The sequence below is a fragment of the Anaerococcus porci genome (assembly GCF_009696575.1).
GTDB classification, from domain to species: Bacteria; Bacillota; Clostridia; order Tissierellales; family Peptoniphilaceae; genus Anaerococcus; species Anaerococcus porci.
Map to the genome: position 1 here is coordinate 92,688 of NZ_VULQ01000005.1, position 24,812 is coordinate 117,499.

At 28.7% G+C, this 24,812-nt stretch carries 21 protein-coding genes and 1 tRNA gene; 17 read left to right on the forward strand and 5 right to left on the reverse strand.

What is annotated here, in order from left to right; genetic code table 11:
• Nucleotides 1-10: 10 nt before the first annotated feature.
• From FYJ26_RS05400 to FYJ26_RS05415, 4 genes are all read left to right on the forward strand, one after another.
• Nucleotides 11-1,117: an ABC transporter permease gene (locus FYJ26_RS05400; RefSeq protein WP_154540413.1), complete on the forward strand. Its 1,107-nt coding sequence runs from the start codon at nucleotides 11-13 to the stop codon at nucleotides 1,115-1,117.
• Nucleotides 1,117-1,788, forward strand: coding sequence for an ABC transporter ATP-binding protein (locus FYJ26_RS05405; RefSeq protein WP_154540415.1), 672 nt, complete (start codon nucleotides 1,117-1,119; stop codon nucleotides 1,786-1,788). Before FYJ26_RS05400 ends, FYJ26_RS05405 begins: the two co-directional genes overlap by 1 nt.
• A gap of 106 nt (nucleotides 1,789-1,894) precedes the next feature.
• Nucleotides 1,895-2,776 carry a putative ABC transporter permease gene (locus FYJ26_RS05410; RefSeq protein WP_154540417.1) on the forward strand — a complete coding sequence of 294 codons (882 nt, stop codon included), beginning with the start codon at nucleotides 1,895-1,897 and terminating at the stop codon, nucleotides 2,774-2,776.
• An 11-nt stretch (nucleotides 2,777-2,787) separates the two neighbouring features.
• Complete coding sequence (locus FYJ26_RS05415) at nucleotides 2,788-3,114, forward strand: SdpI family protein (RefSeq protein ID WP_154540419.1); 327 nt, start codon at nucleotides 2,788-2,790, stop codon at nucleotides 3,112-3,114.
• A 50-nt stretch (nucleotides 3,115-3,164) separates the two neighbouring features.
• On the opposite strand, the gene ald is transcribed toward FYJ26_RS05415, so the two are convergent.
• The gene (ald, locus tag FYJ26_RS05420; RefSeq protein ID WP_154540421.1) at nucleotides 3,165-4,277 is read right to left on the reverse strand and encodes an alanine dehydrogenase; all 1,113 of its coding nucleotides are present in this window, start codon (nucleotides 4,275-4,277) and stop codon (nucleotides 3,165-3,167) included.
• 76 nt (nucleotides 4,278-4,353) lie between these two features.
• Nucleotides 4,354-5,160: a Cof-type HAD-IIB family hydrolase gene (locus FYJ26_RS05425; RefSeq protein WP_154540423.1), complete on the reverse strand. Its 807-nt coding sequence runs from the start codon at nucleotides 5,158-5,160 to the stop codon at nucleotides 4,354-4,356.
• A 169-nt stretch (nucleotides 5,161-5,329) separates the two neighbouring features.
• On the opposite strand from FYJ26_RS05425, the gene FYJ26_RS05430 reads away from it, so the two are divergent.
• The 11 genes from FYJ26_RS05430 (at nucleotide 5,330) to FYJ26_RS05480 (ending at nucleotide 19,456) form a co-directional block, all read left to right on the forward strand.
• Complete coding sequence (locus FYJ26_RS05430; RefSeq protein ID WP_154540425.1) at nucleotides 5,330-7,216, forward strand: BglG family transcription antiterminator; 1,887 nt, start codon at nucleotides 5,330-5,332, stop codon at nucleotides 7,214-7,216.
• Between the two features lies 1 nt (nucleotide 7,217).
• A complete protein-coding gene (locus tag FYJ26_RS05435) occupies nucleotides 7,218-8,531 on the forward strand; it encodes a family 4 glycosyl hydrolase (RefSeq protein WP_154540427.1) in 1,314 nt (437 codons plus the stop codon).
• A 9-nt stretch (nucleotides 8,532-8,540) separates the two neighbouring features.
• On the forward strand, nucleotides 8,541-9,827 hold the full coding sequence (locus FYJ26_RS05440; protein WP_154540429.1) for a PTS sugar transporter subunit IIC: 1,287 nt from the start codon (nucleotides 8,541-8,543) through the stop codon (nucleotides 9,825-9,827).
• A 1-nt stretch (nucleotide 9,828) separates the two neighbouring features.
• Entirely contained in the window at nucleotides 9,829-10,167 is a 339-nt protein-coding gene (locus tag FYJ26_RS05445; RefSeq protein WP_154540431.1) for a PTS lactose/cellobiose transporter subunit IIA, read from the forward strand.
• Nucleotides 10,164-10,478 (forward strand): PTS cellobiose transporter subunit IIB, encoded by a 315-nt coding sequence (locus FYJ26_RS05450; protein WP_154540433.1) that lies wholly within the window; start codon nucleotides 10,164-10,166, stop codon nucleotides 10,476-10,478. Before FYJ26_RS05445 ends, FYJ26_RS05450 begins: the two co-directional genes overlap by 4 nt.
• Nucleotides 10,479-11,424: 946 nt before the next feature.
• A complete protein-coding gene (locus FYJ26_RS05455) occupies nucleotides 11,425-12,897 on the forward strand; it encodes a hypothetical protein (protein ID WP_154540435.1) in 1,473 nt (490 codons plus the stop codon).
• Between the two features lie 333 nt (nucleotides 12,898-13,230).
• A complete protein-coding gene (hcp, locus tag FYJ26_RS05460) occupies nucleotides 13,231-14,847 on the forward strand; it encodes a hydroxylamine reductase (RefSeq protein WP_154540437.1) in 1,617 nt (538 codons plus the stop codon).
• A gap of 221 nt (nucleotides 14,848-15,068) precedes the next feature.
• The gene (gene ade, locus FYJ26_RS05465) at nucleotides 15,069-16,826 is read left to right on the forward strand and encodes an adenine deaminase (RefSeq protein ID WP_154540439.1); all 1,758 of its coding nucleotides are present in this window, start codon (nucleotides 15,069-15,071) and stop codon (nucleotides 16,824-16,826) included.
• Nucleotides 16,827-16,992: 166 nt separating this feature from the next.
• Nucleotides 16,993-17,514, forward strand: coding sequence for a DUF1836 domain-containing protein (locus tag FYJ26_RS05470; protein ID WP_154540441.1), 522 nt, complete (start codon nucleotides 16,993-16,995; stop codon nucleotides 17,512-17,514).
• 585 nt (nucleotides 17,515-18,099) lie between these two features.
• A complete protein-coding gene (budC, locus tag FYJ26_RS05475) occupies nucleotides 18,100-18,846 on the forward strand; it encodes a meso-2,3-butanediol dehydrogenase (RefSeq protein WP_154540443.1) in 747 nt (248 codons plus the stop codon).
• Between the two features lie 534 nt (nucleotides 18,847-19,380).
• Nucleotides 19,381-19,456, forward strand: a tRNA-Ala gene (locus FYJ26_RS05480).
• Nucleotides 19,457-20,059: 603 nt separating this feature from the next.
• Here the strand turns inward: FYJ26_RS05480 and FYJ26_RS05485 are convergent.
• Genes FYJ26_RS05485 through FYJ26_RS05495 form a run of 3 tightly spaced genes read right to left on the reverse strand, consistent with a single transcriptional unit; the run spans nucleotide 20,060 to nucleotide 23,243 of the window.
• Nucleotides 20,060-21,100, reverse strand: coding sequence for a s-methyl-5-thioribose-1-phosphate isomerase (locus tag FYJ26_RS05485; RefSeq protein WP_154540445.1), 1,041 nt, complete (start codon nucleotides 21,098-21,100; stop codon nucleotides 20,060-20,062).
• A gap of 15 nt (nucleotides 21,101-21,115) precedes the next feature.
• Nucleotides 21,116-21,940, reverse strand: a complete 825-nt coding sequence (locus FYJ26_RS05490) for a purine-nucleoside phosphorylase (protein WP_154540447.1) — start codon at nucleotides 21,938-21,940, stop codon at nucleotides 21,116-21,118.
• Nucleotides 21,930-23,243 carry an APC family permease gene (locus FYJ26_RS05495; RefSeq protein WP_154540449.1) on the reverse strand — a complete coding sequence of 438 codons (1,314 nt, stop codon included), beginning with the start codon at nucleotides 23,241-23,243 and terminating at the stop codon, nucleotides 21,930-21,932. Before FYJ26_RS05495 ends, FYJ26_RS05490 begins: the two co-directional genes overlap by 11 nt.
• Before the next feature lie 167 nt (nucleotides 23,244-23,410).
• On the opposite strand from FYJ26_RS05495, the gene FYJ26_RS05500 reads away from it, so the two are divergent.
• Both FYJ26_RS05500 and FYJ26_RS05505 read left to right on the forward strand, forming a co-directional pair.
• Complete coding sequence (locus FYJ26_RS05500; protein WP_154540451.1) at nucleotides 23,411-24,175, forward strand: DeoR/GlpR family DNA-binding transcription regulator; 765 nt, start codon at nucleotides 23,411-23,413, stop codon at nucleotides 24,173-24,175.
• A 2-nt stretch (nucleotides 24,176-24,177) separates the two neighbouring features.
• The gene (locus tag FYJ26_RS05505; RefSeq protein WP_154540453.1) at nucleotides 24,178-24,759 is read left to right on the forward strand and encodes a class II aldolase/adducin family protein; all 582 of its coding nucleotides are present in this window, start codon (nucleotides 24,178-24,180) and stop codon (nucleotides 24,757-24,759) included.
• Nucleotides 24,760-24,812 lie beyond the last annotated feature (53 nt).

Below are 24,812 nucleotides of genomic sequence, written 5' to 3' on the forward strand. Positions count from 1 at the left end.
AGGAAGCATTATGTTTTTAGCATTAAAAGAAATGAAAAAGGAAAAAGGAAGATTCATTCTTATAATATCAATAGTAGTTTTAATATCATACTTGGTATTTTTCCTAACATCCCTTGCCTATGGCCTTTCATCTTCAGATAGATTGGCAGTAGACTTATGGAATGGAAATAGAGTTATTTTACAAAAAGGAACAAACAAGAATATTCTATCATCTGTTCTAGAAAAAGAAGATATTGATAAGTTCAAAGGTCATGACATATCTCCGATAAATGTATTAAGTGCGGTAGCCTATAAAAATGGAGATACAAGTGAGAATACAACTTATTCAATATTCATTATGGGACTTGATAAGAAATCTAAGGCAAGGCCAAGTATTGTTGAAGGAAGAGATATAGAAGATTTTACTAAGGAGATTGTAGGCTCTAAATCACTTAAAGATGAAGAAGGATTTAAATTAGGAGATAAGATTAGACTTTCTCAAAATGATAAAGAGTATGAAATAGTTGGGTTTACAGAAGAAAGTAAGTTTTCAGTAAGACCAGTATTTTATACATCTGTTGAAAGTGCATCAAATCAAGCTATGAATTATAAAAAAGAAGATGCAGATACATCGCCTCAGATGCCCCATAATTCACCAGAAAGAATTTCAGGAATAATTGTCCATGATGACAAAAAAATTGAAAATGATAATTATGATATAGTAGAGATTAATGAATTTATAAAAAAATTGCCAGGATATACAGCACAAAACCTTACCTTTATAATGATGATAGGATTTTTGATAGTTATATCATCAATAGTTTTAGGAGTTTTTATTTATATAATAACTATGCAAAAGAAACAAACTTTTGCTATTCTTAAAATTCAAGGAATATCAAGTTACTATATATCGAAATCAGTTATATTTCAAACATTGATATTAGTTTTCTTGGGAGTTTTAATAGGGTTAGGGTTGACATATATATCAAATATATTCTTGCCAGCTAAAGTTCCTTTTAAAGTGAATTTTACTAATTACCTAATAATAAGTTTACTTATGATTATAACAAGTCTTCTTGGGGCAATTTTCTCAGTAAGAGCAGTTTCAAAAGTAGAAGCATTGGAGGCTTTAGAATAATGGAAATTATAAAATTTGATAATGTAAAAAAATACTTCAAAGATGGAGATGAAAAAATAGAAGCCTTAAAGGATACATCATTTTCAATAAATAAGGGAGAGCTTGTAGCAGTTATAGGACCATCAGGCTCTGGCAAGTCAACCATGCTTACTATGATGGGAGGACTTCAAAAACCAAGTGAAGGCTCTATAAGTTTTAAAGATGAAAATATAAGCAAAAAAAGTGAGAAAGACCTTGCAAACCTTAGGTTTGATAAAATAGGTTTTATCCTTCAATCATCAAACTTAGTATCATACCTTACTATTATGGATCAATTTAAATTGGTAGATAAGTTTGGGAAAAACAAATTTGATGAAAAAAGAGCAGAAAATCTTTTGAAAAAACTTGATGTATATAAAAGAAAGGATAAGTATCCAACAGATCTTTCTGGTGGAGAAAGGCAAAGAGTTGCTATAGCAAGGGCTCTTTATCCATCTCCTGACCTAATCCTAGCAGATGAACCCACAGCAAGTCTTGATACAAAAAGAGCCATTGATGTAGTTAAAATACTTAAAAATTTAAGTAGAGAAGAAGATGTATCAATTGTGATGGTAACTCATGATATTAGGCTTGTAGATTATTGTGATAGGGTATTTAAAATAGTGGATGGTAATTTGAAAGAAGAAATTTAATAATTAAACAGTAATACCAAAGTTATTAACATAGTAACTTTGGTGTTTTTTTATCAATAGAAAGGTTCTATAATAAGGGTAAAATATAAAAAAGAGGTTAGTAATTATGGGATATATAAACTTATTCTTTTTCTTTTCATTTCTAGGATTTGTATGGGAGACAGCCTGGGTTAGTTTAAATGAAAAAAAATTTGCTAATAGGGGATTTTTAAAGGGACCTATTCTACCAATATATGGTTTCGGTGCTATAAGTGTAATATTTTCAACAAGAAATCTTTACAATAAATTATCTATATTTATAGTAGGAAGTATAATTGCAACGATTTTAGAACTTATAACAGGCTGGGCAATAGAAAAATTATTTAAGATAAGATACTGGGATTACGATGAAAGATTCTTAAATTATAAGGGGTATATTTGCTTGAGATCTTCGCTTTTTTGGGGATTCATATCTATATTTTTATATGATTTAACCTATAAATTTGTAATGCCTAAAATAAAGATATATGAAAATTCAAATATTAGTTTTATAAGTTATATTTTAATATTTTTATTTTTACTCGATACATATCTTTCTATAAAAGATGCTTATGGATTTAGAAAGCTTATAGAAATGGAAGAAAAAGCAGAAGCTTATAAGAAAGTGTTAAAAGAAAATCTTGATCAAAAAAGAAAGAATCTAGACGAAAAAATAGATGAAATAAAAGATGATAGTCTTGAAATAAGAAGAGAGTTAGAAAGAAACTTTAGTGAGAATATAAAAGATTATGTAAAAAAATCTAAAGATAAAGAACTTAGATTTAGAAACAGGATCCTTAGCTTAATAGAATCTTATGAGTTTAGAAAAGAAGAAAATAAAGAAAGATTAATTCAAATTATAAATGGGTATTATAAAGAAAGGATAAAAAAATATAAAAAGCTTGAAAGGAATATAAGTAAACTTTCTAAAAGAAATAAACTTTCATATAGATTTAAAAATAAAGATTAGTGGAGATAGATATGTATATATTAATAGTGAGTTTTATAATTCCAATCACCTTAATAATATTGTCTATTTATTTATCATATAAGGCTAAATCTAAGATAAGTAAACACTCAGGTTTTAGGACAAAACTTTCAATGAAGGATGAAAAATCTTGGTATAAAGCTCAAAAATTAGCATCTAAATATTCATTTTATGGTGGAATAATAGCTATAATATTAACACTTGTATTTATTAATGTAGGGGATATAAATGAAAAAAATCTCTTGATTCTTACATTTATACAATTGTTCATATTAATATCTGTATCCTTAATAACTCAAATAAATTTAAAAAAGCATTAAAAAACGGCTCTTGCAAAATGAATTATTCATTGCAAGAGCCTATTAATTTGTTATTTTATATTAAGTTCTTTATATTCATTGTCAGTATCTTCAGCTATACCTTCGTTTGTAACGTAGCCATCATAGGTATTGATACCAGAAATTAATTCTGGGAATTTTTCACAAGCGGCTTTTAAACCTAGGTTTGCTATTGCTTTAGCATATTTTGTTGTAGCATTAGATAGGGCATAGGTTGAAGTTATAGCAACTGCACCTGGAATATTAGCTACTGCATAGTGGATTACACCATGTTTCGTAAATACTGGATTTGTATGGCTTGTTGCATGACCTTTTGTAATATCAGTAGAACCACCTTGATCTATAGCAACATCAACTATTACAGAACCTTCTTTCATTTGTTTTACTGTATCTTCTTTAATAAGTTGAGGTGCACGTCTTCCTGGGATTAAAACAGTTGATATAACCAAGTCTGCATCTCTTACAGATGACTCTATATTCATCGGATTAGAATAAACTGTTTCAATCTTATCTGGGAAAAGGTCTTGAAGATGTGCTAGAGCATCTATATTTACATCAAGTACTGTAACTCTAGCTCCCATACCAGCTGCTATTCTTGTTGCAGCAGTTCCTACAGTACCAGCACCAATTATAACTACATGAGCAGGTCTAACTCCTGGAACTCCTTGGAGAAGTATTCCACGGCCACCTTCAGGTTTTGTTAAATATCTTGCACCTTCTTGCACAGACATCCTTCCAGCAATCTCACTCATTGGTCTAAGAAGTGGAAGCTTATCATCAAGTTGAACAGTTTCATATCCTATGGCTGTAACTTTTTTCTCTCTTAGTATATCTGTAAGTTCTTTATTTCCTGCAAGGTGGAGATATGTATAAAGAATAAGACCTTCTCTTAGATATTTATATTCTTCTTTTAAAGGTTCCTTAACCTTATAAATCATATCAGAATTCTCCCAAATTTCTTTGGCACTGTCTACAATCTTCGCTCCTACATTTTCATAATCTTTATTATCTATTCCTGAATCAAGGCCTGCATCCTTTTCAATCCAAACCTCATGATCTGCTTTTACTAACTCTGCTACAGCGCCAGGTACTATAGCAACTCTAGATTCTTGATCTTTTATTTCTTTAGGTATTCCTATAATCATATTTCCTCCTTAGTTAGAAAATATTGTACTAGATATTTATACCCAAAGTCAAAAAAAATTAACATGATAAAGTTTCCTAAAAAACATAATTTTCTAGATAATAAGCTATACCATCTTCATCATTAGACTTTGTAACAAAGTTTGCTATTTTTTTTATTTCATCAGTTCCATTTTCCATTACTACACCAACCCCTGCCATTTCAATCATTGTAAGGTCATTTTCCTCATCGCCAAAAGCTATGACATCTTTCATATCCATATTATAATAATTTGCAATTTCAAGCAAAGATCTTCCCTTATCAATTCCTTTTGGCATAATTTCATAATAATAAGGAGTAGACTTAACTTGGGCAGTTTTATCAAAAAACTTATCCTTAAGCTTTTCAGCATCCTTATCTATGAGGGCTGGGTCTTGGGAAAACATGATTTTATTTATAGGAAAATCCAATGTATCTGCTAAATTTTTAATAACCTTATATGTTGTAAAGGCCTTTTCACAAACCTCATCTAAAACATAGGTATCGTGAGAATTTGTAATAATACCATCATCTGTATAAATAATATAGCCCATATCTATATTATCTTCACTGAATTTTAGAATTTCCTTGGAAAGTTCTATATCTAAAGCATGGTTAATCAATACTTCTTTAGTTTGAAAATTAGTAATCCTACCACCATTAAAATTAGACAAAAGTCCATTATATTTATCAAACTCTAGTTTTTTAGCAAAAGGAAACACTCCAAAAGGATCACGTCCTGAGGCTATAACAACTATATGACCTAATTTTTGAGCTTTAATCAAGGCTTCTTTAGTTCTCTGACTAATCTGTCTATTAGAATCCAGCAAAGTTCCATCTATATCAACAGCAATAATTTTTTTCATTATTCCTCCATCTTTATCTTTTCAAAAATATAATATTTAAAATTGTCTTTTCTATGATTATATTTTACTTAATAATTTAATCAAATAAACATCTTCCGTAAGTTTAAGGAAAATGTTTGAGTGGAGCTTATCTTAAATACTGGTTATAATTATTTTACAAGGTGGTTATATGATAGAAACTAGATTAAAACAAATATTTGACTACTTGACTTCGGACTATGATTATCACACGTCTATGGAAATAGGAGAGATAATGGAATTATCTTCTAAAACCATAAGAAAAGAGATAAATCTATTAAATTCAAAGATAAAAGATAAGGGGGCGATAATAGAATCTAAAACAGGAAAGGGATATCTTTTCAAAATATTAGATGAAAAAAAGTTTAAAAATTTCCTTAAAAATGATTGGTACAAATATGCTTACTTTCAAGAAGAAAGTGGAGATAAGGAATTAAGATATGAAAATATCTTAAGAATGTTTTTATTTTCAAGCTCTTATATAAAACAACATGAACTAGCTGAAAACTTTCATGTGAGTGAATCTCAAATAAATAAGGATTTACCTATTATTAGGGATACCTTAAAAGATTACAATCTAGAATTAGTATCTAAGCCATATTATGGCATGAGAATTGAAGGGAGTGAGAAAAATATAAGACTTGCTATCAAAAATGAAATAGGTGAAGATCCCTCATTATTTGATGATGATGAAAATAAGGTTTTATTTAATAAGATTCAAGATATAGTTGATGAACTAGATTTTGGAGAAGATTATTATATGCCATATGTAAACTTCAAAAATTTAGTTATACATATCTATATATCTATACTAAGAATAAGACAGAAAAAATACATCAAACTTTCAAAAGAAATGGAAAAGAAAGTTGTATCTTATGAAGAATTTAAGATAGCTAATAAAATTGTAAAAGAACTTCAAGGCAAACTTGAAATAACAATTCCAAAAGAAGAACTAGTATATATAACAATGCACTTAATCGCAAAAAATATAGTAAAAGACCAAGAAAAAATATCATCAGATATTTTAAAATTATCTCAAGATATAATTGATGAAATTTATAAAGTAACAAAATATGATTTTAGAGAAAATATTGAATTATATTTTGCACTTGCAATTCATCTAGGTCCTTTAATTAACAGGATAAAATATGGATTTAACATGAAAAATCCAATTCTTTCAGATATAAAGGAAAATAAAATTTCTTTTATTATAGCTTCAGTTGGAGCAAATGTTATAAATAATAAATATAGGACGAGGCTGTCTGAAGATGAGATAGGTTATATTGCTCTTCATATAATGGCTGCTATAGAAAGCTCATCAAATAAGAACAAAAATATACTTATTGTATGTGGTTCTGGAAACTCATCTGCTCAAATAATGAAAGCACAACTAAAAAAACAATTCGAGAAAAATATTGAAAAGATAACAATAACAGATTTAAGAAATTTAAAAAGATATAAACTTGATAATTATGACTTTATCATTTCATCAGTTGATTTAGATATAAATACAAAAACACCAATAGTTTATGTAGATATTTTATTTACAAAAAATGATCTTTATAATATTAAGAATGCCTTTAAAAAAGATAATCTAGATTGTATATACAAAATATTTAAAAAATCTGTTCTTATAAATGATTCAAATATAAAAACAAAAGATCAAGTTCTTTTAAAAATAGCAAAAATTATAAAGTTGAAATCTGGTATCGATATTGATAAGTCTTTAGGACAAATGATTCAAAGAGAAGAAATGGGAGCTACAGAATATGAAAAAATGATAGCAATTCCTCATATACTTCAAACGACCAAAGCTGATACATTTTTAATTATTATTAGTTTAGATAGTCCCATTATATGGGATAGATTAGAGGTTAAGTTAATAGTATCCTTGGTATTAAATGAGAAAGCAAAAGATTTAAATATTTTTTATGATTATCTAGGAAGGTTTTTAGATAATGAAAAGTCAATTGATAGGGCTAGTAAAATTGATAATATTAAAGAATTTATGGAAATATTTATAGATAAGGAGCAATAAAATGAAAAAAGGATTAAAAGTTGCTGTTGCAGGAGCAGGAAGTGGACATACACCAGGAATAGTACTTTCACTCTTAAATCATGATGAGCTAGATATAGATGAAATTAGACTTTATGATATAGAGAAAGAGAGAAATGATGATATGAATATCATAATTAACTTTTTGATAAAAAAAGATAATTATAAGATATCAATTATGTCGACAGAAGACCCAAAAGAAGCCTTTGAAGATGTAGATTTTGTATTTTCTCAAATAAGGGTTGGAGGTATGAAAATGAGAGAAATGGATGAAAAAATACCTCTAAAATACGGTCTTATAGGTCAAGAGACATGTGGATTGGGAGGATTCTCCTATGCTTTAAGGTCAATGAATGGATTTCTTGATTTAGTTGAAAAGATACACACATATGCACCAGATTGCTGGATTTTAAATTATACGAATCCTGAAACAATTATAGCTGAGTCTGTAAGAAGAAAATATCCTAATTTAAAGATTATAAATGCTTGTGATATGACTATAGGAATTGAGGATATGATTTGTAAAAGTTTTGATTATGATAGGAAAAACTGGATACCAGTTTACTATGGTTTAAATCATTTTGGCTTTTATAATTCAATTTATGATAAAAAACTTAATAGAGATGTTATGCCAGAGATTATTGAAAAAATTAAGTCAGAAGGTTTATATGTTGACGATGAGGAAGAAAGTTGGGCTAAAACATGGACAAGATATAAAAATCTCTTAGAATACTTTCCGTCAAATCTTCCAAACAACTATCTTGAATACTATCTATTTTCAGAACAAATAGTTGAGCAATCAAACAAAGATTATACCAGAGCTAATGAAATTATGGATGGTAGACTTAAAAAAATCAAACAAACCGTCAGAAAAATTGAAAATAACAAAGACCTAAATACCATAGATTATGAATCATCTTCTCATGGAAACTATATAGTGGATATTTGTGCATCTATAATTAATAACAAAAATGAAAGGTTTATGATTATAGTTCCTAATAAAGGAGCAATAAGAAACTTTAGAGATGATGTAGTGGTTGAAATACCTTGTTATATCAATAAAAATGGAGCAGAACCTATATCATTAAGATTTGATATTCCAGATTTTCATAAAGGACTCATGGAAGCTCAAGTTGCAAGTGAAAAACTATTAGTAGATGCATTTTTTGAAAATTCATATCAAAAGGCACTTGAAGCATTTACACTAAATCAAACTGTTCCAAATGCAAAACTTGCTAAAGAAGTTTTAGATGAATTTATAGTAGTAAACAAAGGCTATTGGCCAGAATTATCATAAGGAGAGATTATGAACAGATTTAATAAATTTGTAGAATTTCTAGAAAAGAAATTATTACCTATTGTTGAAAAAATGGAAGGACAAGTTCACCTTCAAGCTATAAAAAACTCTATGCTTGCCTTATTACCAGTAACAATTATTGGCTCTTTTACTCTTGTTGCAGTAAATCTTGCTCAAGTATTCCAAAATACTTTTTATGCAAACTTTGTATCAAGCTATGAATTGGAAATAATGACCCTATTTAACTTTTCGATGGGTCTTATGGGATTATTTACAGCTCTTTTTGTATCATATAATCTTTCAAGATCTTATGATATGTATACAATCGGAGATTGCTTGAATGGTTTGGTAATGTATTTAATTTTAAATTCATCGGTAACAGAATCTGGTATAGACATGACATACTTAGATTCAAAAGGAATGTTTACAGGAATATTTGTAGCTATAATTAGTGTTGAAATTTCTAGAGAATTAAAGGAGAAAAATTTCATAATTAAAATGCCAGAAGGCGTCCCTGACATGGTATCTAAAAACTTTGAGTTAATCATTCCACTAATAGTTAATTCTTTAGTATTCCTATCAATTAGAATACTGATATTCAAGTTAACAGGAAGTTTGGTGCCTGAAATAATTTTATCTATAATGAAACCATTATCAATTGGACTAAATAATGTATTTGGTGTAATGCTTTTAGTATTTTTAATCCAACTTTTATGGTGGTTTGGTATACATGGCGATGCTACTCTTGGACCAATATTCTTACCAGTAGCCCTTCAAAATATTACAGAAAATGCAGCTGCTTATGCTCAGGGAAAACCTATACCACACGTATTTACCGAAACATTTCTTAGCAATTTCTTACTAATGTCTGGTTCAGGAATAACAGTTGGTTTATTAATCCTTATGCTATTTTCAAAGTCAAAAAGATATAAAGAGCTTGGAAAAATTTCACTGCTTCCAGCTGTATTTGGTATAAATGAACCTATAACTTTTGGAACTCCAATAGTTTATAATCCAATCTTATTTATACCATATGTTATAGGTCCAACCTTAATAACATTACCAATTTATAAGATTTTTGAATCAGGAATAGTTGAAAGAGCTTTCATACAATCACCAGGATATACACCATTTTTTCTTCAAGGATACTTGATGAACTTATCTTTCAAATCAACAATCTTACAAATACTTATATTAATACTTTCAGTACTAATTTATTATCCATTCTTTAAGGTAATGGAAAAAGATGAGCTAAAAAATGAAGTAGATATAAAAGATAGTGACGGAGATAAATAATATGGATAAAATTAATGAAAAAGATTATGAAGGTATTTTTGAAATTATTATGCATGCAGGAGAAGCTAGAAGCTTAGCCAATGAATCTATTAATTATTTAGAAAATTATGAATTTATTGAGGCTGAGAATATGTTAGAAAAGGCTAAAAATGAACTGGTAGTTTGTCATAATTTGCAAACTGATCTTTTAAATAAAGAAGCGGGTGGAGATAAGAATGATGTAAATATATTCTTAATCCATGCTCAAGATCATTTTACAATGGCAAGCACAAGTATAGAATTTGCTGAACGATTCAAAAGAATTTATTTAAAATTTAAAAAAATGGAGGATATTAAATGAAAAAAGTATTAGTCTTATGTAATGCAGGGATGTCAAGTTCCTTGATAGCAAAAAAAGCTTTTGATTATTTTAAAAAAGAAAATAAGGAAATAAAAGTAACTGCTACAACAGTTATGCAAGGGGAAACTATTATCAAAGATGGAGAATATGATCTTTATCTGTTGAGTCCTCAAATGAGAATGAATTTTAAAAAATTTGAAAAAATCGCCAATGAAAATGATAAAAAAATAGTCCAAATACCATTCAATGCATACGCTCCTACTGAAAGTGGTGTAAAAAATATTGTAAAATTAATTGAAGAGAACTTATAAACTAACCTAAGCCATGATTTTAAAATATAATAACTATCAAAATCATGGCTACTTTAATGGCTATAAAAAATGTTTTATATAATAAATTTATGGGTAATAATATTAAAAATATTTGAGAAAAGAGGAAAATTTATGGAAAAGAAAACAAGCATTTTTTCAAAGATCTCAAATGGCTTACAAATCTAAAGAGGAATAGGAGCTAGAAAAGTTTATAGTGGAGACGAAATTTTATAATTTTGAAATAGTAGATGGTAAAATCTCAAATATAATTTAATAAAAAGTTCACAATATATGTTGATTTTTATAACCTATCAATTTCTTTAGCGTTGTTTCTATAATAATTTATAAGCTTCATTTTATTTGGTAATAATCTTCTAGTTATATCGTCGATATTTTCATATTTTAATATTTCAATTATTCCTTATATAATTATATCTTCATATTTTTATATCATTATTATCTAGATATATAATACTTTTGGCTAAATCCATAAATTGTTTTTTGAATCTTCTTCACTTTTTACAAATAAATTTTCTAAAATATGTAAAAGCACATTTCCTGTTAATTTAAGATTATTTTTTTCTAGATCTTCTTATATCTTTTAGCTCATTTTTATTTATATCGTTAATATCTCCAAAAGTAATTTGTAAGTATTTAATATCCATACTATTAACAAATATTTCATAATCAGTTATATATTGATTCTATTTGAAGGTTTGTTTGTAATAATAAAAACTTTCATAAGCTATGTAAATCTTGACTTCTGAATAATTTATACCATTTGCTAAGATATAAATATAAGCAATATTTCAATAATTAAGTTCAATAGAAAAAAGTTAGTATCAAATTTTTTTCAAAGTTTTGATTTTTTATATTTATAAGCTAAGTTTATTAAATTTTATAAATTAGTCTAATTTTCGGGTAAAAATATTCAAAAGGGGGCTTTATGAGTAAATTAATTGATGATAATAGAAAAAAGAAGTTTCAAAATTTTAAAAGATCAGAGCTTGCTGAAAGACTTGGTCGTGTTGCAAGAATTTGTAATGACTTTTCTATTCCAATATTAATAATCGTAGATGGATGGGAATCATCAGGCCGTGGATATGTTATAAAAGACTTGACTCGTGAATTTGCGGCCAAAAACTATGATGTTGAAGTTTTTGATAAGGATGAGCGTGAGGATAATTTATATCCTTTTATAAGAAAATTTTGGATAAATACGCCTAAGAAGGGTCATATTAAGATATTTGATAGGTCTTTTTATTATAAGTTATTTGAGAAAAAGAATTTTGATGGGAAAAAGCTAAAAAAAAGAATCGATTCTATAAAGTCTATAGAAAAAGCTCTTTATGATGACCAAACTATTATCCTTAAATTTTTCTTAAATGTTGATAAAGAGGAGCAAAAGAAAAGAATTGAGAAATTAGAAGATTCTGTGAAGGAAGATTTTTACCTAGATGGTCTTGATTGGGATCAACAAGAAAATTACAAAGAATATGAAAAACACTTTTCAAAAATGCTTGAGATGACAGATCTTTCTTACTCTCCCTGGGATATTATAGATGCAAATGACAAAAAGTCCGCCAGTAAGGAAGTCTTAGGACTTGCCATAGACAAAATTACCCAAGGAATTGAGAGGGTTATAAGACAAAGGGAAGAAAATGAGAATGTTGAGCGTGATTATAGGCTAAGAAGTAATATTTTGCAAGCTATTGACCTATCAAAGGCAATTTCTGACGAGGATTATGAAGAGAAAAAAAATAAACTTCAAAAAGAGGTTGCTGAAATTATGTATAAATACTATGAAAAGGGAATAAGTCAAGTTATTGTATTTGAAGGGGTTGATGCGGCAGGAAAAGACGGGGCGATTGAAAGGCTTATAAAAGAAGTCGATCCAAGACTTTTTGAAGTCCATGGTATATCAGCTCCATCAAAAGAGGAACTTGATCATAACTATTTATGGCGTTTTTACAAAAAACTTCCTAAGGATGGATATGTAGGAATATTTTCAAGATCATGGTATGGAAGGGTTATGGTTGAAAGGGTAGAGGGCTTTGCCAAGGTAAATGAATGGGATAGAGCCTATGATGAAATACTTGATATGGAAAAACAAATCTATGATCATGGTTCTCTGATTTTGAAATTTTTTGTAATGATTGATAAGGATGAACAATTAAAAAGATTTAAAGATCGACAAAGAGAGCCAGATAAACAATATAAGATTACAGATGAAGATTGGAGAAATAGAAAAAAGTGGGATCAATATATAGAATCTATGAATGAGATGCTGGAAAGGACAAATGTAGACTATGCACCATGGATTATTGTTGAGGGAAACCAAAAAAAATATGCAAGAATCAAGGTTATGCAAGAGTATATAAAGTATGCAAAAGAGCATTTAAAAAAATTAGATAGGTAAAGATAAGCTCCAAACTAATGTTAGCTTGGAGCTTATCTTATTAGGAAATCTACTATAGAATGCTTTTTTACAGAATCTTTTAATCAAATTTATCCACTATTTGTTTAAAAATAAGTAGAATTTATTTTTAGATATCCCTATATTATCTAATAATTATTCTTAAAGTCATTTAATTATAAAAAATATATAAAAACTTATAAAATCATGATTTTCTTACTTATACTTTTACATTTTCCAATAAAAATTTACCCATGTAACATAGGTTACCGATTTAAAATTTCATCTTTTGTATGATAGGTATGTAAGTTAAAGAAAAAGAAAGGATTTTTGATTATGTTTTGTTTTCAATGTCAAGAAACAGCTGGCAACAAAGGCTGTACTAAGGTTGGAGTTTGTGGAAAAAATGAAGATACTGCAAATAGCCAAGATTTATTAATATATGTAACAAAAGGACTTGCTGAAGTTCTTAATAATATAGAAAATGTAGATGAAAAATACTATGATTTAATTTCAAACAATATGTTTGTAACAATCACAAATGCAAACTTTGATAAGGAAGATATACTAGATAAGGTAGAAGATACTATAAAGTTAAAAGATAAGTTAATAGAAGAAAATAACTTAGCAGGATTATCAGAGGCTGCTCTTTACACAACTGACGATAGGAATGAGCTAAAAAGAAAGGCGATAGAAGTAGGTGTACTCAATATAGTAAATGAGGACGAAAGATCTCTAGTTGAGCTTATAACATACGGACTTAAAGGTATGGCAGCCTACAATCATCATGCCAATGTCCTAGGATATAGAAATAAAGAAGTTGATAGGTTTATAGCAAAAACTTTAGAAGAAAGTCTAAAAGATGATAAGGATATAAATAACCTAATAGATTTAACTATAAAAACTGGTGAACATGGTCTTATGGCGATGGAAACCCTTGACCGTGCTAATACAGAAAAGTTTGGAAATCCAGAAATAACAGAAGTTGATTTTTCTGCAGGAGATAGACCAGCAATACTTATATCAGGTCATGACTTAAATGATATGGAAATGCTACTTGAACAAACAAAGGACAGTGGAGTAGATATTTACACTCATTCTGAAATGCTTCCAGCAAACTATTATCCTAAGTTCAAGACGTATGAACACTTCCATGGAAATTATGGAAATAGTTGGTGGACTCAAAATGATGAATTCCAAAAATTTAATGGACCAATTCTAATGACAACTAATTGTATAGTTCCACTTAAAAAAGATAATGATTATCTTGATAGGCTTTATACGACAGGAAATGCAGGGTATCCAGGAGCCAAACACATTTGTGCTGATGAAAATGGATACAAAGACTTTTCTGAAATAATTAAGAAAGCTAAAGAGTGCAATGCTCCAGAAAACTTAGAAGATACAAAAATTGTAGGTGGATTTGCCCATAATCAAGTAGAAGCTTTGGCAGGCAATATAGTAGAAGAAATAAAGGCAGGAAATATCAAAAAATTTGTAGTAATGGCAGGATGTGATGGAAGATTTAAAGATAGGTCTTACTATACAGAATTTGCTGAAAAACTTCCAAAAGACTATGTAATATTGACTGCAGGTTGTGCTAAATATAGGTATAACAAATTAAATCTTGGAGATATAAATGGAATACCAAGAGTACTCGATGCAGGTCAATGTAACGATTCATACTCATTAGTTAAAACTGCACTTTTACTTAAAGATGCATTTGAACTTGATAGCGTAAATGACCTACCACTTGAATTTAATATAGCTTGGTATGAACAAAAAGCAGTTATAGTTTTACTTGCCTTGTTAAGTCTTGGAGTTAAAAATATCCACCTTGGACCTACACTTCCTGCATTTCTTTCAGAAACAGTAGTAAACTTTTTAGTAGAAAACTTCAATATTGCACCAATTACAAATGTAGAAGATGATCTCAAAATAATGACAGCTTAATAAACAATTAAGGGACTGTTGCAAAATTATGAATTTCTATCATTACAAGTTACTTATAGACAATTTGAGAATATCATTTCAGCTCATGGAGGCCAAATTGTCTTTGAGAATCTTGTAATGATAGAACGATTAATTCGTTTAGCAATATCCCTTTTTTAGTATAATGCCTTAATGATATGTGATATAATATATTTAAATATACATATATGGAGGCTCATAAGATGAGAAGTAAAGATGAAATAATAAAAAATATCAAAGTTGGACTAGGTAAAGAAGATTGCGATTTGGTTCTTAATAATGTTAAACTAATAAATGTTTATTCTAAAGAAATATTAGAAACCAATATTTACATAAATAATAAAAGAATAGTATCTATAGATCCAAATACAAATTTACATGCAAGAAAAGAAATCGATTGCAAGAAGATGTATGCTTATCCTGGCCTTATAGACTCCCATATGCATTTTGAATCAACAATGCTCTCACCGGAAGCTTTGGCAAATCTTATAGTTCCATTTGGAGTAACTAGTATATTTTCTGATATGATGGAGATTGCAAATGTAGCTGGTGAAAAGGGAATAGAAGAGATGTTAATTTCTTCTAAAAATCTTCCTTATCATATGTTTGTAGAAGTATCTTCATGTGTTCCAGCAGCACCAGGTCTTGAGACAACAGGAGATATAATAGATGTAGGATCTATGGATAGACTTATGCAAAAAAATGAAAGTTTGAGTATGGGCGAGATTGATCCTGCTAAAATCTTATCTATAAATGAAGACTATATCCAAATGATTTCAAATACAATTAAAAGAAGAAAAATAGTCAATGGTCATGCTATAGGAAGATTAGATCATGATTTAAATATTTATGCATCAGCGGGAATTTTAGATGATCATGAATGTGTAACAAAAGAAGAAATGATTCAAAGGCTTAGAGTTGGAATGAGCGTATTTATAAGAGAAGGTTCATCTGAAAGAAATCTTGATACAATGATTAGGGCTATTCTTAATCATAATCTTCCTATAGAAAATTTCATGTTTTGTACTGATGATAAGCATGTTGACGATACCCTAGAAGAAGGTCATATTAACTACAACGTAAAAAGATCGATAGAACTAGGAATGGATATGATAGATGCTATAAAGATTGCAAGTGTAAATGCAGCTAAACACTTTAGAATAGAAGATGAAATAGGTTCTATATCTCCAGGAAGACTTGCAGATATAGTAATATCAAAAGACTTAAGTCAAAAATACCCTGACATGGTGTTTTATGAAGGAGATTTAGTAGCAGAAAATGGAAAGATGCTTAGAAAGATTGAAAAAAGAGAGTATCCGGCTTGGATTAAAGATACAGTAAAGCTTTTAAATCCTATAGATTTTAAGTCTTTCTCAATAAAATCTAATAGAGAAAACAAGACTATGGTAAGGGTGATTGATCTTATCAAAGATCAAATTATAAATAATATTCTAATACAAGAGCTTGATGTAAAAAAAGGAGAAATTCAAAATAATCTTGCTAGGGATATTATAAAAATTGCAGTTATTGAAAGATATGGAAAAAATGGAAATATAGGTTTAGGTTTTGTTCATGGGATGGGACTTAAAAAGGGAGCTTTAGCTTACTCAATGAGTCATGACAACCATAATATAGTTGTAGTAGGAGAAAATGATTATGACATGGCCAAGGCTGTAAATCATATAGAGAAGATAAACGGTGGTATAGCAATAAGCCTTGATGGTGAAATAATTGGCGAAATGAAACTTCCTATTGGTGGACTTATGAGCGAGAAAGGTGTAGAAGAAGTAGAAAGTGAAATAAGTGCTTTGAATAAGATAGCAAAAGACTTAGGCTGTGATTTGAAATCACCTTTTATGACCCTAAGTTTTATAGCTCTTCCAGTAGTGCCAAAATTAGGTTTAACTGATTTAGGTCTTGTTGATGTTTTGGCATATAAAATTATAGATTTAGAAGTTTAATATAAGAAAATGAGAATAAAATTCCTTATGAATTTTTTATAAATAAAGATATTAGAACTAAGTCACTAGTTTTAAGTGATTTAATAAAAGCTTAATTGAATAATGATTTTTTATTTTTATATTACTTTCAAATACTAGATAAAGTATAATAGCTTTGAGGTGACTTATGAAAAATATAGGAACGATGAAAGAATTGGAACAATTAAGAAAGCTTACTTTACCAAGTTGGAAAAACATTCCAAATGATGGGCTTTATAAAGAAGAGCTAATAAGTTTTGTTAAAAATATTTTAGAGCCTCTTTTTATATATGGAGAAAATTTCATAACATCATCAATGATAAATAACTATGTAAAGCAAGGTCATATTAAGGAGCCTATTAAGAAAAAGTATTATAGAGATTCTATAGCCCAACTTTTAACAATTATTATATTCAAACAAGCCTTGCAAATTGATGAAATTTCAAAAGGAATCGAAATTGAGGTAAAAACTTTTACCCTAAAAGCTGTGTATGATAATTTTGTAGAAATATTCCAAGATGCAAAAGAAAAAATTTTGGCAGATTTTGACGATAGGGTAGGAATAGAATTTTCTATAGAAAATCATCATGATAAGGTCTTATATTACCTAGTTATATCACTATTTACCAAGCTTTATACAATGATAACCATAAAAAACAGACAAATTTGATGAGAAAATTATAAAAAAGTATAATAAATTAGTTGAATAGTAAGATAAATCTTTGAGTTGACCAATAGAAAATAAACGAAAATAATTTTTTACTTAAGTTATACAGTGTTTATAAGTTTTGTTCATATAATAGTAAAATAAGTTAAAATTGAGTATTAAAATATAAGTTTGAAGAAGCATAAAAGTTTCAAATCTCCTATTTATCAAAATTCGCATTTTTTTAACTATTGTATTTGAAGAGTTCTCATACTCTAGAATTTTCTATAATATAGCTAGATTTCACTTAAACTTGTTAGATATTTCTTAAAATTATATATCAAGCTATTGCTATATTATATAACAAATCTTAGATATATTTAGAAAAGAGTGCAATAAAAATAATACTTAATTTAAAGATTTTCTTTTAATAAGTTCAATAATATATTATTATGATTTGTATTAGTTAGGAAAAGTTTAAATAACTTGTTATTTATAAAATGAGATAGTTTTATTTATATTGAAGAATTAATAATATTTTTATTTTTGGTGATTTTTTGAAAAAATAGGGTATATATTAAGATGGAAAATTAAGAAAGGAAGTATACTATGTTATTAAAAGATAAGGTAGCAGTTATTACAGGTGCAGGCTCAGGGTTTGGTAAGATTACATCAAAGCTTTTTGCAAAAGAGGGAGCTAAGATTGTGGCAGTAGATTATAATGAAGAATCTGCAAAGGAAACTGTAGAAGAAATAAAAAAAGATGGAGGAGAAGCTATCTCTGTTAAGGCAGATGTTTCAAAGGATTCTGATGTTAAAAACTTTATAGCAGAAGCAGTCAATGAATTTGGAAAGATAGATATACTTTTTAACAACGCTGGTGTATTTAAGCCAGGTAATGTTGAAGAAGTAAGCTTTGATGATTTCAAAACTTCTTTCGGTGTAAATGTTGATTCTATCTTTTTAGCATGTAAGTATGCTATGAAATATTTAAAAGAATCTAAAGGAGTGATTGTAAATACCGCATCAGCTGGTGGAATCATAGGATTTCCTCAAGCAGTAGCTTATGGTGCAAGTAAGGGGGCAGTAATTTCTCTAACTCAAGCTTTAGCAGTAGATTATGCCAAAGATGGGATAAGAGTTAATGCAATATGTCCTGGTACATCAAAGACAGGAATGACAAAAGAAGCTCTAGAAGATAAAGATATGTGTAATGCTTATCTTTCACCAATACCTATGGCAAGATTTGGAACTGTTGAAGATATAGCTAAAGCAGCTCTATTTTTAGCTAGTGATCAATCATCTTATATAACAGGACATGCCCTACCAGTTGATGGTGGATGGACAATGTCATAGACTTAATTTAATAAGAATTTTAACTATTTATAGTAATTTCATAATTTTGAACTAAATGCCAGAGCTAGTTTAACACTTTCTCTGGTATTTTTTACTTTTTATATCTTGTGATATGAATTATTTTACTATTTTAAAGAATAATTTGATAATATAGAGCTTGAATCATTTGAATTTAAAATAAGCCAGTTTGCTTTAAAGTGGGCAAAATATACACACTATGGTAATTCAAAAGCAAAGGCTAAAGAAAATATTAATCTTAATAAGGCTATTGACTTATGATTAGCAAATACTGGAAGTAAAAATATTAAGGAAAGTAAAGCTTTATTGGATATGGATAGCTTAAGGGTCCGCAAGAGCTTAAGTGAGGATTTAAAGACACAAATCGATAACTTGAAAAAATCTGATGGTTAAATGTTTAAATTGAATATTTATTAAAATAGGATTATTTAAATTAGTAGAATTATCTTATTTATTAGGGTATTTTTATATGGACTTTTTAAGTTCAATATGATATATTATATTTATTAAATTCATGGGGAATTAGCTCAGCTGGGAGAGCGCATGGCTGGCAGCCATGAGGTCAGGGGTTCAAGTCCCCTATTCTCCACCAATTTTTATAAGATAGCTTAATTTCAATATTAATAAGCTATCTTATTTTATTTCAGTACTTTTAAGAATTTTTCCTAATAAATCTTCCACAATATAAATTCGGACTTTTTGAAATTTATGAGCTTTAAATTTTCATCTACTAATACTAAACTTAGTTTTATAAAATTATTTTTTTGATAAATAGTTTTTGTAATTAATAATGTTAAAACTAAAAAGTACTACAATTACAACTATTATTGATTAGTCTAATATAAATGTAGTTTGAAAAATTTGAACAAGTAATTATTGTAGTTCTCGCAATATTGCTTTTTATGATTAATGTTACAATATACTTAAGAAAGACTAACACTAATCTTTAATTTTCTAAATATTTAATTTATAGTAAGTTTTATATAAAATTCTTATTAGACCATTTCTTTTTTCGATGATTTTATTTTTATGGAAATAACAAAAAGATTAAAAATACTTTGTTAATGATATATTATAGAGTCTTCTATATAGTAGCGATTTTGTTTAAGTAAGAAGACTTTATATCATAGTAAAAAGCGAGTTTTTAATCTCGCTTTTTATAAATTAATAAAAATTCTATTTTTGTGTTATAAAACTAATAAAATCTCTTGGTTTCACTATCAAAATATGTGTGGAGATTTTCAGGATCATAGTTTCCCTTATCAGTTACTATCTTATCTATAAATTCCTTTCCTGTTATATCAAATGAAGGATACAGTGCTTTGACATTTTTTGCTGTTCTTCCTTCTAGGACAAGATTTGGGTCACGCATTTCTATAGTAATATCCTCTCTTGTATATTTATCATCATCTGGTATACCTGTTACATAGTAAGGAATATTAAAATGTTTAGAAAGTATAGCTATTTGGTAGGTTCCTATTTTATTAGCAACATTTCCATCTCTTGTTATTGTATCAGCTGCAGATGTAAATAAATCTATACCAATATTTTCCATAAGATATGCTATGGCATTATCTGTAACAATGGTTGTTTCAAATCCCATTTCACTACAACAAGTTGCTGTAAGTCTTGCTCCCTGATAGTATGGACGAGTTTCGGCACAGTAAAAACTTACATTTTTCTCTTCTTCTTTTAGGATTCTTAACATCATTCCGATAATTGTTTCGCCAAAACATTGAGTTAGAATCTTATCCCCATCTTTTATAAGTAAACATAGATTTTTAGCTACAATTTCCATAGTTGAATATCTTCTATTAAGAGATTTTATGGTATCATTCTTAATAGCTTCAGCTGGATCTTTCTTCTCTTTTATAGCTTTAATTCCAATATCCAGACTATTTTCAGTAATTTTTCTCATCCTATTTTCTGTAGTTGGGCGAGCGGTTGCAATTTGTTCGGACGCATTTTTTAGAAACTCTATTTTATCATCATCTTTAAGATTTCTTGCCTGATAAGCTGCAAGAGCCATTCCCATTCCAGCTGCAGTATAAGGACCTGCACTTTGGGTTACCATGTCCTTTATAGCTTGGCGAACATCCATGTATGATTTACAATTAACGTATGATACTTCTTTTGGATATATTCTCCTATCTAAGATTTTGACTTCTCCTTCTTCATACCAAGCCACATGTTCATATTGGAGCATATAAGGCAAATTGTAATCGTATCTTTCCATGAGTAATCCTTTCTATTATATTTTCTTTAAGATATTTAAAATAAGTCTTTGGAATTTATCTGATGCTTTTTCAGCAACTTCTTCCACTTCACTTCCGTCCATATTTTCTATCCTATCTGAACTGTAGTTTGTTGCAAGAGATAGGCATAAGACCTTTATACCACAATGGCCTGCTGTAAGTGATTCTGTTAAGGTAGACATACCAACCATGTCTGCACCTAAAAGTCTCATAGCTCTAATTTCTGCTGGTGTTTCAAAAAAAGGCCCCACTGTATAGAAGTAAACTCCTTCTTTTAAGGCAAAACCTTCTTCGATTGCTGACTCTATTGCTACTTTTCTTAATTCTTTATCATATAAGTTATCTATTGGATAAAATCTTTCCCCAAACTCATATAGATTATTTCCTCTGGTTGGACTAACAGATGCAAAGTTTAGGTGGTCTGTTATTAGACATATATCACCAGGATGAATATTGTAATTAATAGCACCAGCTGCATTTGTTAAAATTAGGGTTTTTATACCTAAAAGTTTCATAACATATACTGGTCTTGCAAGTTCACTATATTCATATCCTTCATAATAATGGAATCTTCCAGCCATACATAAGACTTTTTTTCCAGAAAGTTTTCCATATATAAACTTCCCCGGGTGACTTTTTACGGTAGATTCTAGGAAATCAGGTATATCTGTATATGGTATTTCTATCTTATCTTCCATAGTATCTAATAGCTTTCCAAGACCTGTTCCTAAAACTACTGCATAAGATACTTCATCTTTTATTATTGATTTTATATAATCAGCTGATTTTTTATAAGAATCATAAGATTTTTTATTTATCATCTTTACTCCTTATTTTTACATATGGTTCTCTTAACTTAGCGTAAATGGCGACTATTACACAATAGATAAACATAACCCCTATACCAAATGGACCTATAAAGTCAATATTAGAATAAAACCCACCTGCAAATACAAACAGGCAAAATATAGGTAGAACAGTCATAGCCCATCTAGGAAGTTTAAAGTAAGCCTTTTCATAAGCATCTTTATTTCTTTTTGGTAGAAACATAACAGCTATAATAGGCATCGCTGCAAATATTAGACCTATATTATTTCCTAAAACAGCAATTATTTCAAGTGTTCCACCAGTTACTATTGGAATCATTCCAAGAATATAAAATATTAGTAAAAGGAAGTGAGGGGTATTAAATTTCTTATTTCTTTTAGCTAAAATTTTAGGCAACCAACCATCTTCAACAGCAACAGCTAATCCTTTAGGAGCCCACGCAAAAACAGCATTTAAAGATGATGCAACTGCAAACATAGCACCACCTACCATAAAGAAATAGTAAATAGGTTTCGTGAATATTTCATTTGCTACATTTCCTAAAGTTTTATAAGCAACTTCTTCAATAGGAAGTACTCCAGTTGCTACAAAACCAACACATAAATATATTATTGAAACCAATACAGTTGAAATTATCATAGCTAGCGGAATATTTTTGCCGGGATTTTCAGCATCTTCACCAAATTCGTTTATGTATTCAGCACCAACAAGAGAAAATCTTACCAAGAAAATACCGGCTACAAACTCTGTAAAACCATTTGGCATAATAGTCTTCATTTGGGTATAAGGTTTGAATGTGGTGATTTTTGGAAAGCCTAATACTATAAATAGGCCAATAGAGATTACCAGCACTATAACTAGTAAATTTTGAAATTTTACTGCTGTTTTAACTCCCATTATATTTACTAAAAATACAACTGTCATCATTATACCAGCAACAATACCTACATTTATACTTGGAATTAGCTCTTTCATATACTCTGCGAAACCGATTGCATAGTTTGCTAAAACTAGTTGTCCTGCTGCAAGTAAAGCTACATAGAAGAATCCTGCCTTCTTTCCTATAAGATCTCTTACATAAGTATATTGTCCTCCATTTGCTGGTATTGCAGAACCTAGGGTTGCAAGACATATATTGGTAATAGCGACAATAATTCCTGCTACAATAAATGCTAGGGGAACACCATGTCCTGTTTTTCCAATGGCAATACCTGTTAGAATCATAACTCCTGATCCTATAATTTGCCCCACTCCTATACCTATGAGGTCAAATAAGGATATCTTTGAATTTTTCATAAAACCTCCTTTAAGTTTATTTACAATAAGTATAACAAATTAAAAACAAAAAATAAAGATATTATTGTAAAAAGTTGGAATTTTATGATGATAAAAAACTAAAAATTTTAAGATTTATAGGTTATCATATTATTATAATTGGAAAAAATTGGAATATAGGAGCTAATATGCTTAAAGAAGAAAGACATAATAAAATTATTAAAGAACTAGATAGAAATCACTTATTAAATTTAAAAGAATTTGCAAAAAAGATAAATGTAAGTGAGGAGACTATTAGGAAAGATTTTATAGCATTAGAAAATTTAAATGTTTTAAAAAGAACTAGGGGTGGAGCAGTATCAACAGATGAAAAGTATTTTGGTATTTCAAATCTAGTAAAGAAAAATTTATGCAAGAAGGAAAAACAATATATAGGAAAGCTTGCTATAAAATATATCCATACCAAGGATACTATTTTTGTTGACAATTCTACTACTTGTATAGAGTTGGCTAAGCTAATAGTTGAGAAAAAGCTTTGTGTAAGAATCATTACCAATTCTATGGAGATAGCGAATATAGTCTGTCAATCAAATAATATAGAACTTTTTATTCTTGCAGGAAAATATAGTAAACATAGTAATTCTTTTATGGGAGCTTTGACTATGAATAACATAGAAAACTATAAGTCGGATATAGCTTTTGTAAGCTTTGCCACTATAAACCATGATTTAGGATTTGGAGATAATAATTTTGATAATTTACTTTTAAGAAGTAAGATGATTAGTCGTTCAGATAGAAGTATTGCATTGATGGACTATACCAAGTTTTCTGATGATACTGCCAAATTTTTTTGTGAAACTAAATTGGTAGATATGATTATAACTGACCAAAATATAAGTGATGATATTTTTAGAAAATTTAAGAAATCAGGTATAAGAATAATAAAGGAGTAAGTATGAATTATAGGAAAAAATTAGTAGAAGCAGGAAAAAAACTTTATAATCTAGGTCTTGTAGCAGGAACAAGTGGAAATATATCAATTAAAGAAAATGATGATAGCTATTATATTACCCCATCTGGTTTATCATATGAAAGTATGAAAGAAGAAGATATAGTTAGGATTCATAAAGATGGTTCAGCATATAAAAAAGAGCAAAAGCCATCATCAGAGTGGATGATGCATCTTGAAATATACAAAAAATATCCAAATTATGAAGCCATAGTCCATACTCATTCTACTGTAGCTACTTCATTTGCAGTTTCTAGGGTTAATATTCCCTTGATATTAATTGAAATGAAACCTTTTTTAGGTGGAGATATAAAAGTTGCTCCATTTAAGCCTGCTGGAAGTAAGGAGCTTGCTAAAGCTATTATTCCATTTCTAAAAGATAGAAACTCATGTCTTTTGGCAAACCATGGGGTTGTTTCATGTGGAAAAGATTTAGAGAGTGCCTTTTTATCAGCAGAATATGTTGAAGATGCCGCAAAAATTTATTTCAATTCAAAACTTATTGGAAATCCAAACATTATAGAATAACAATAAAGAGGAATTGCAAGTTATGACATATACCACTTTACCGTCTTATCTAG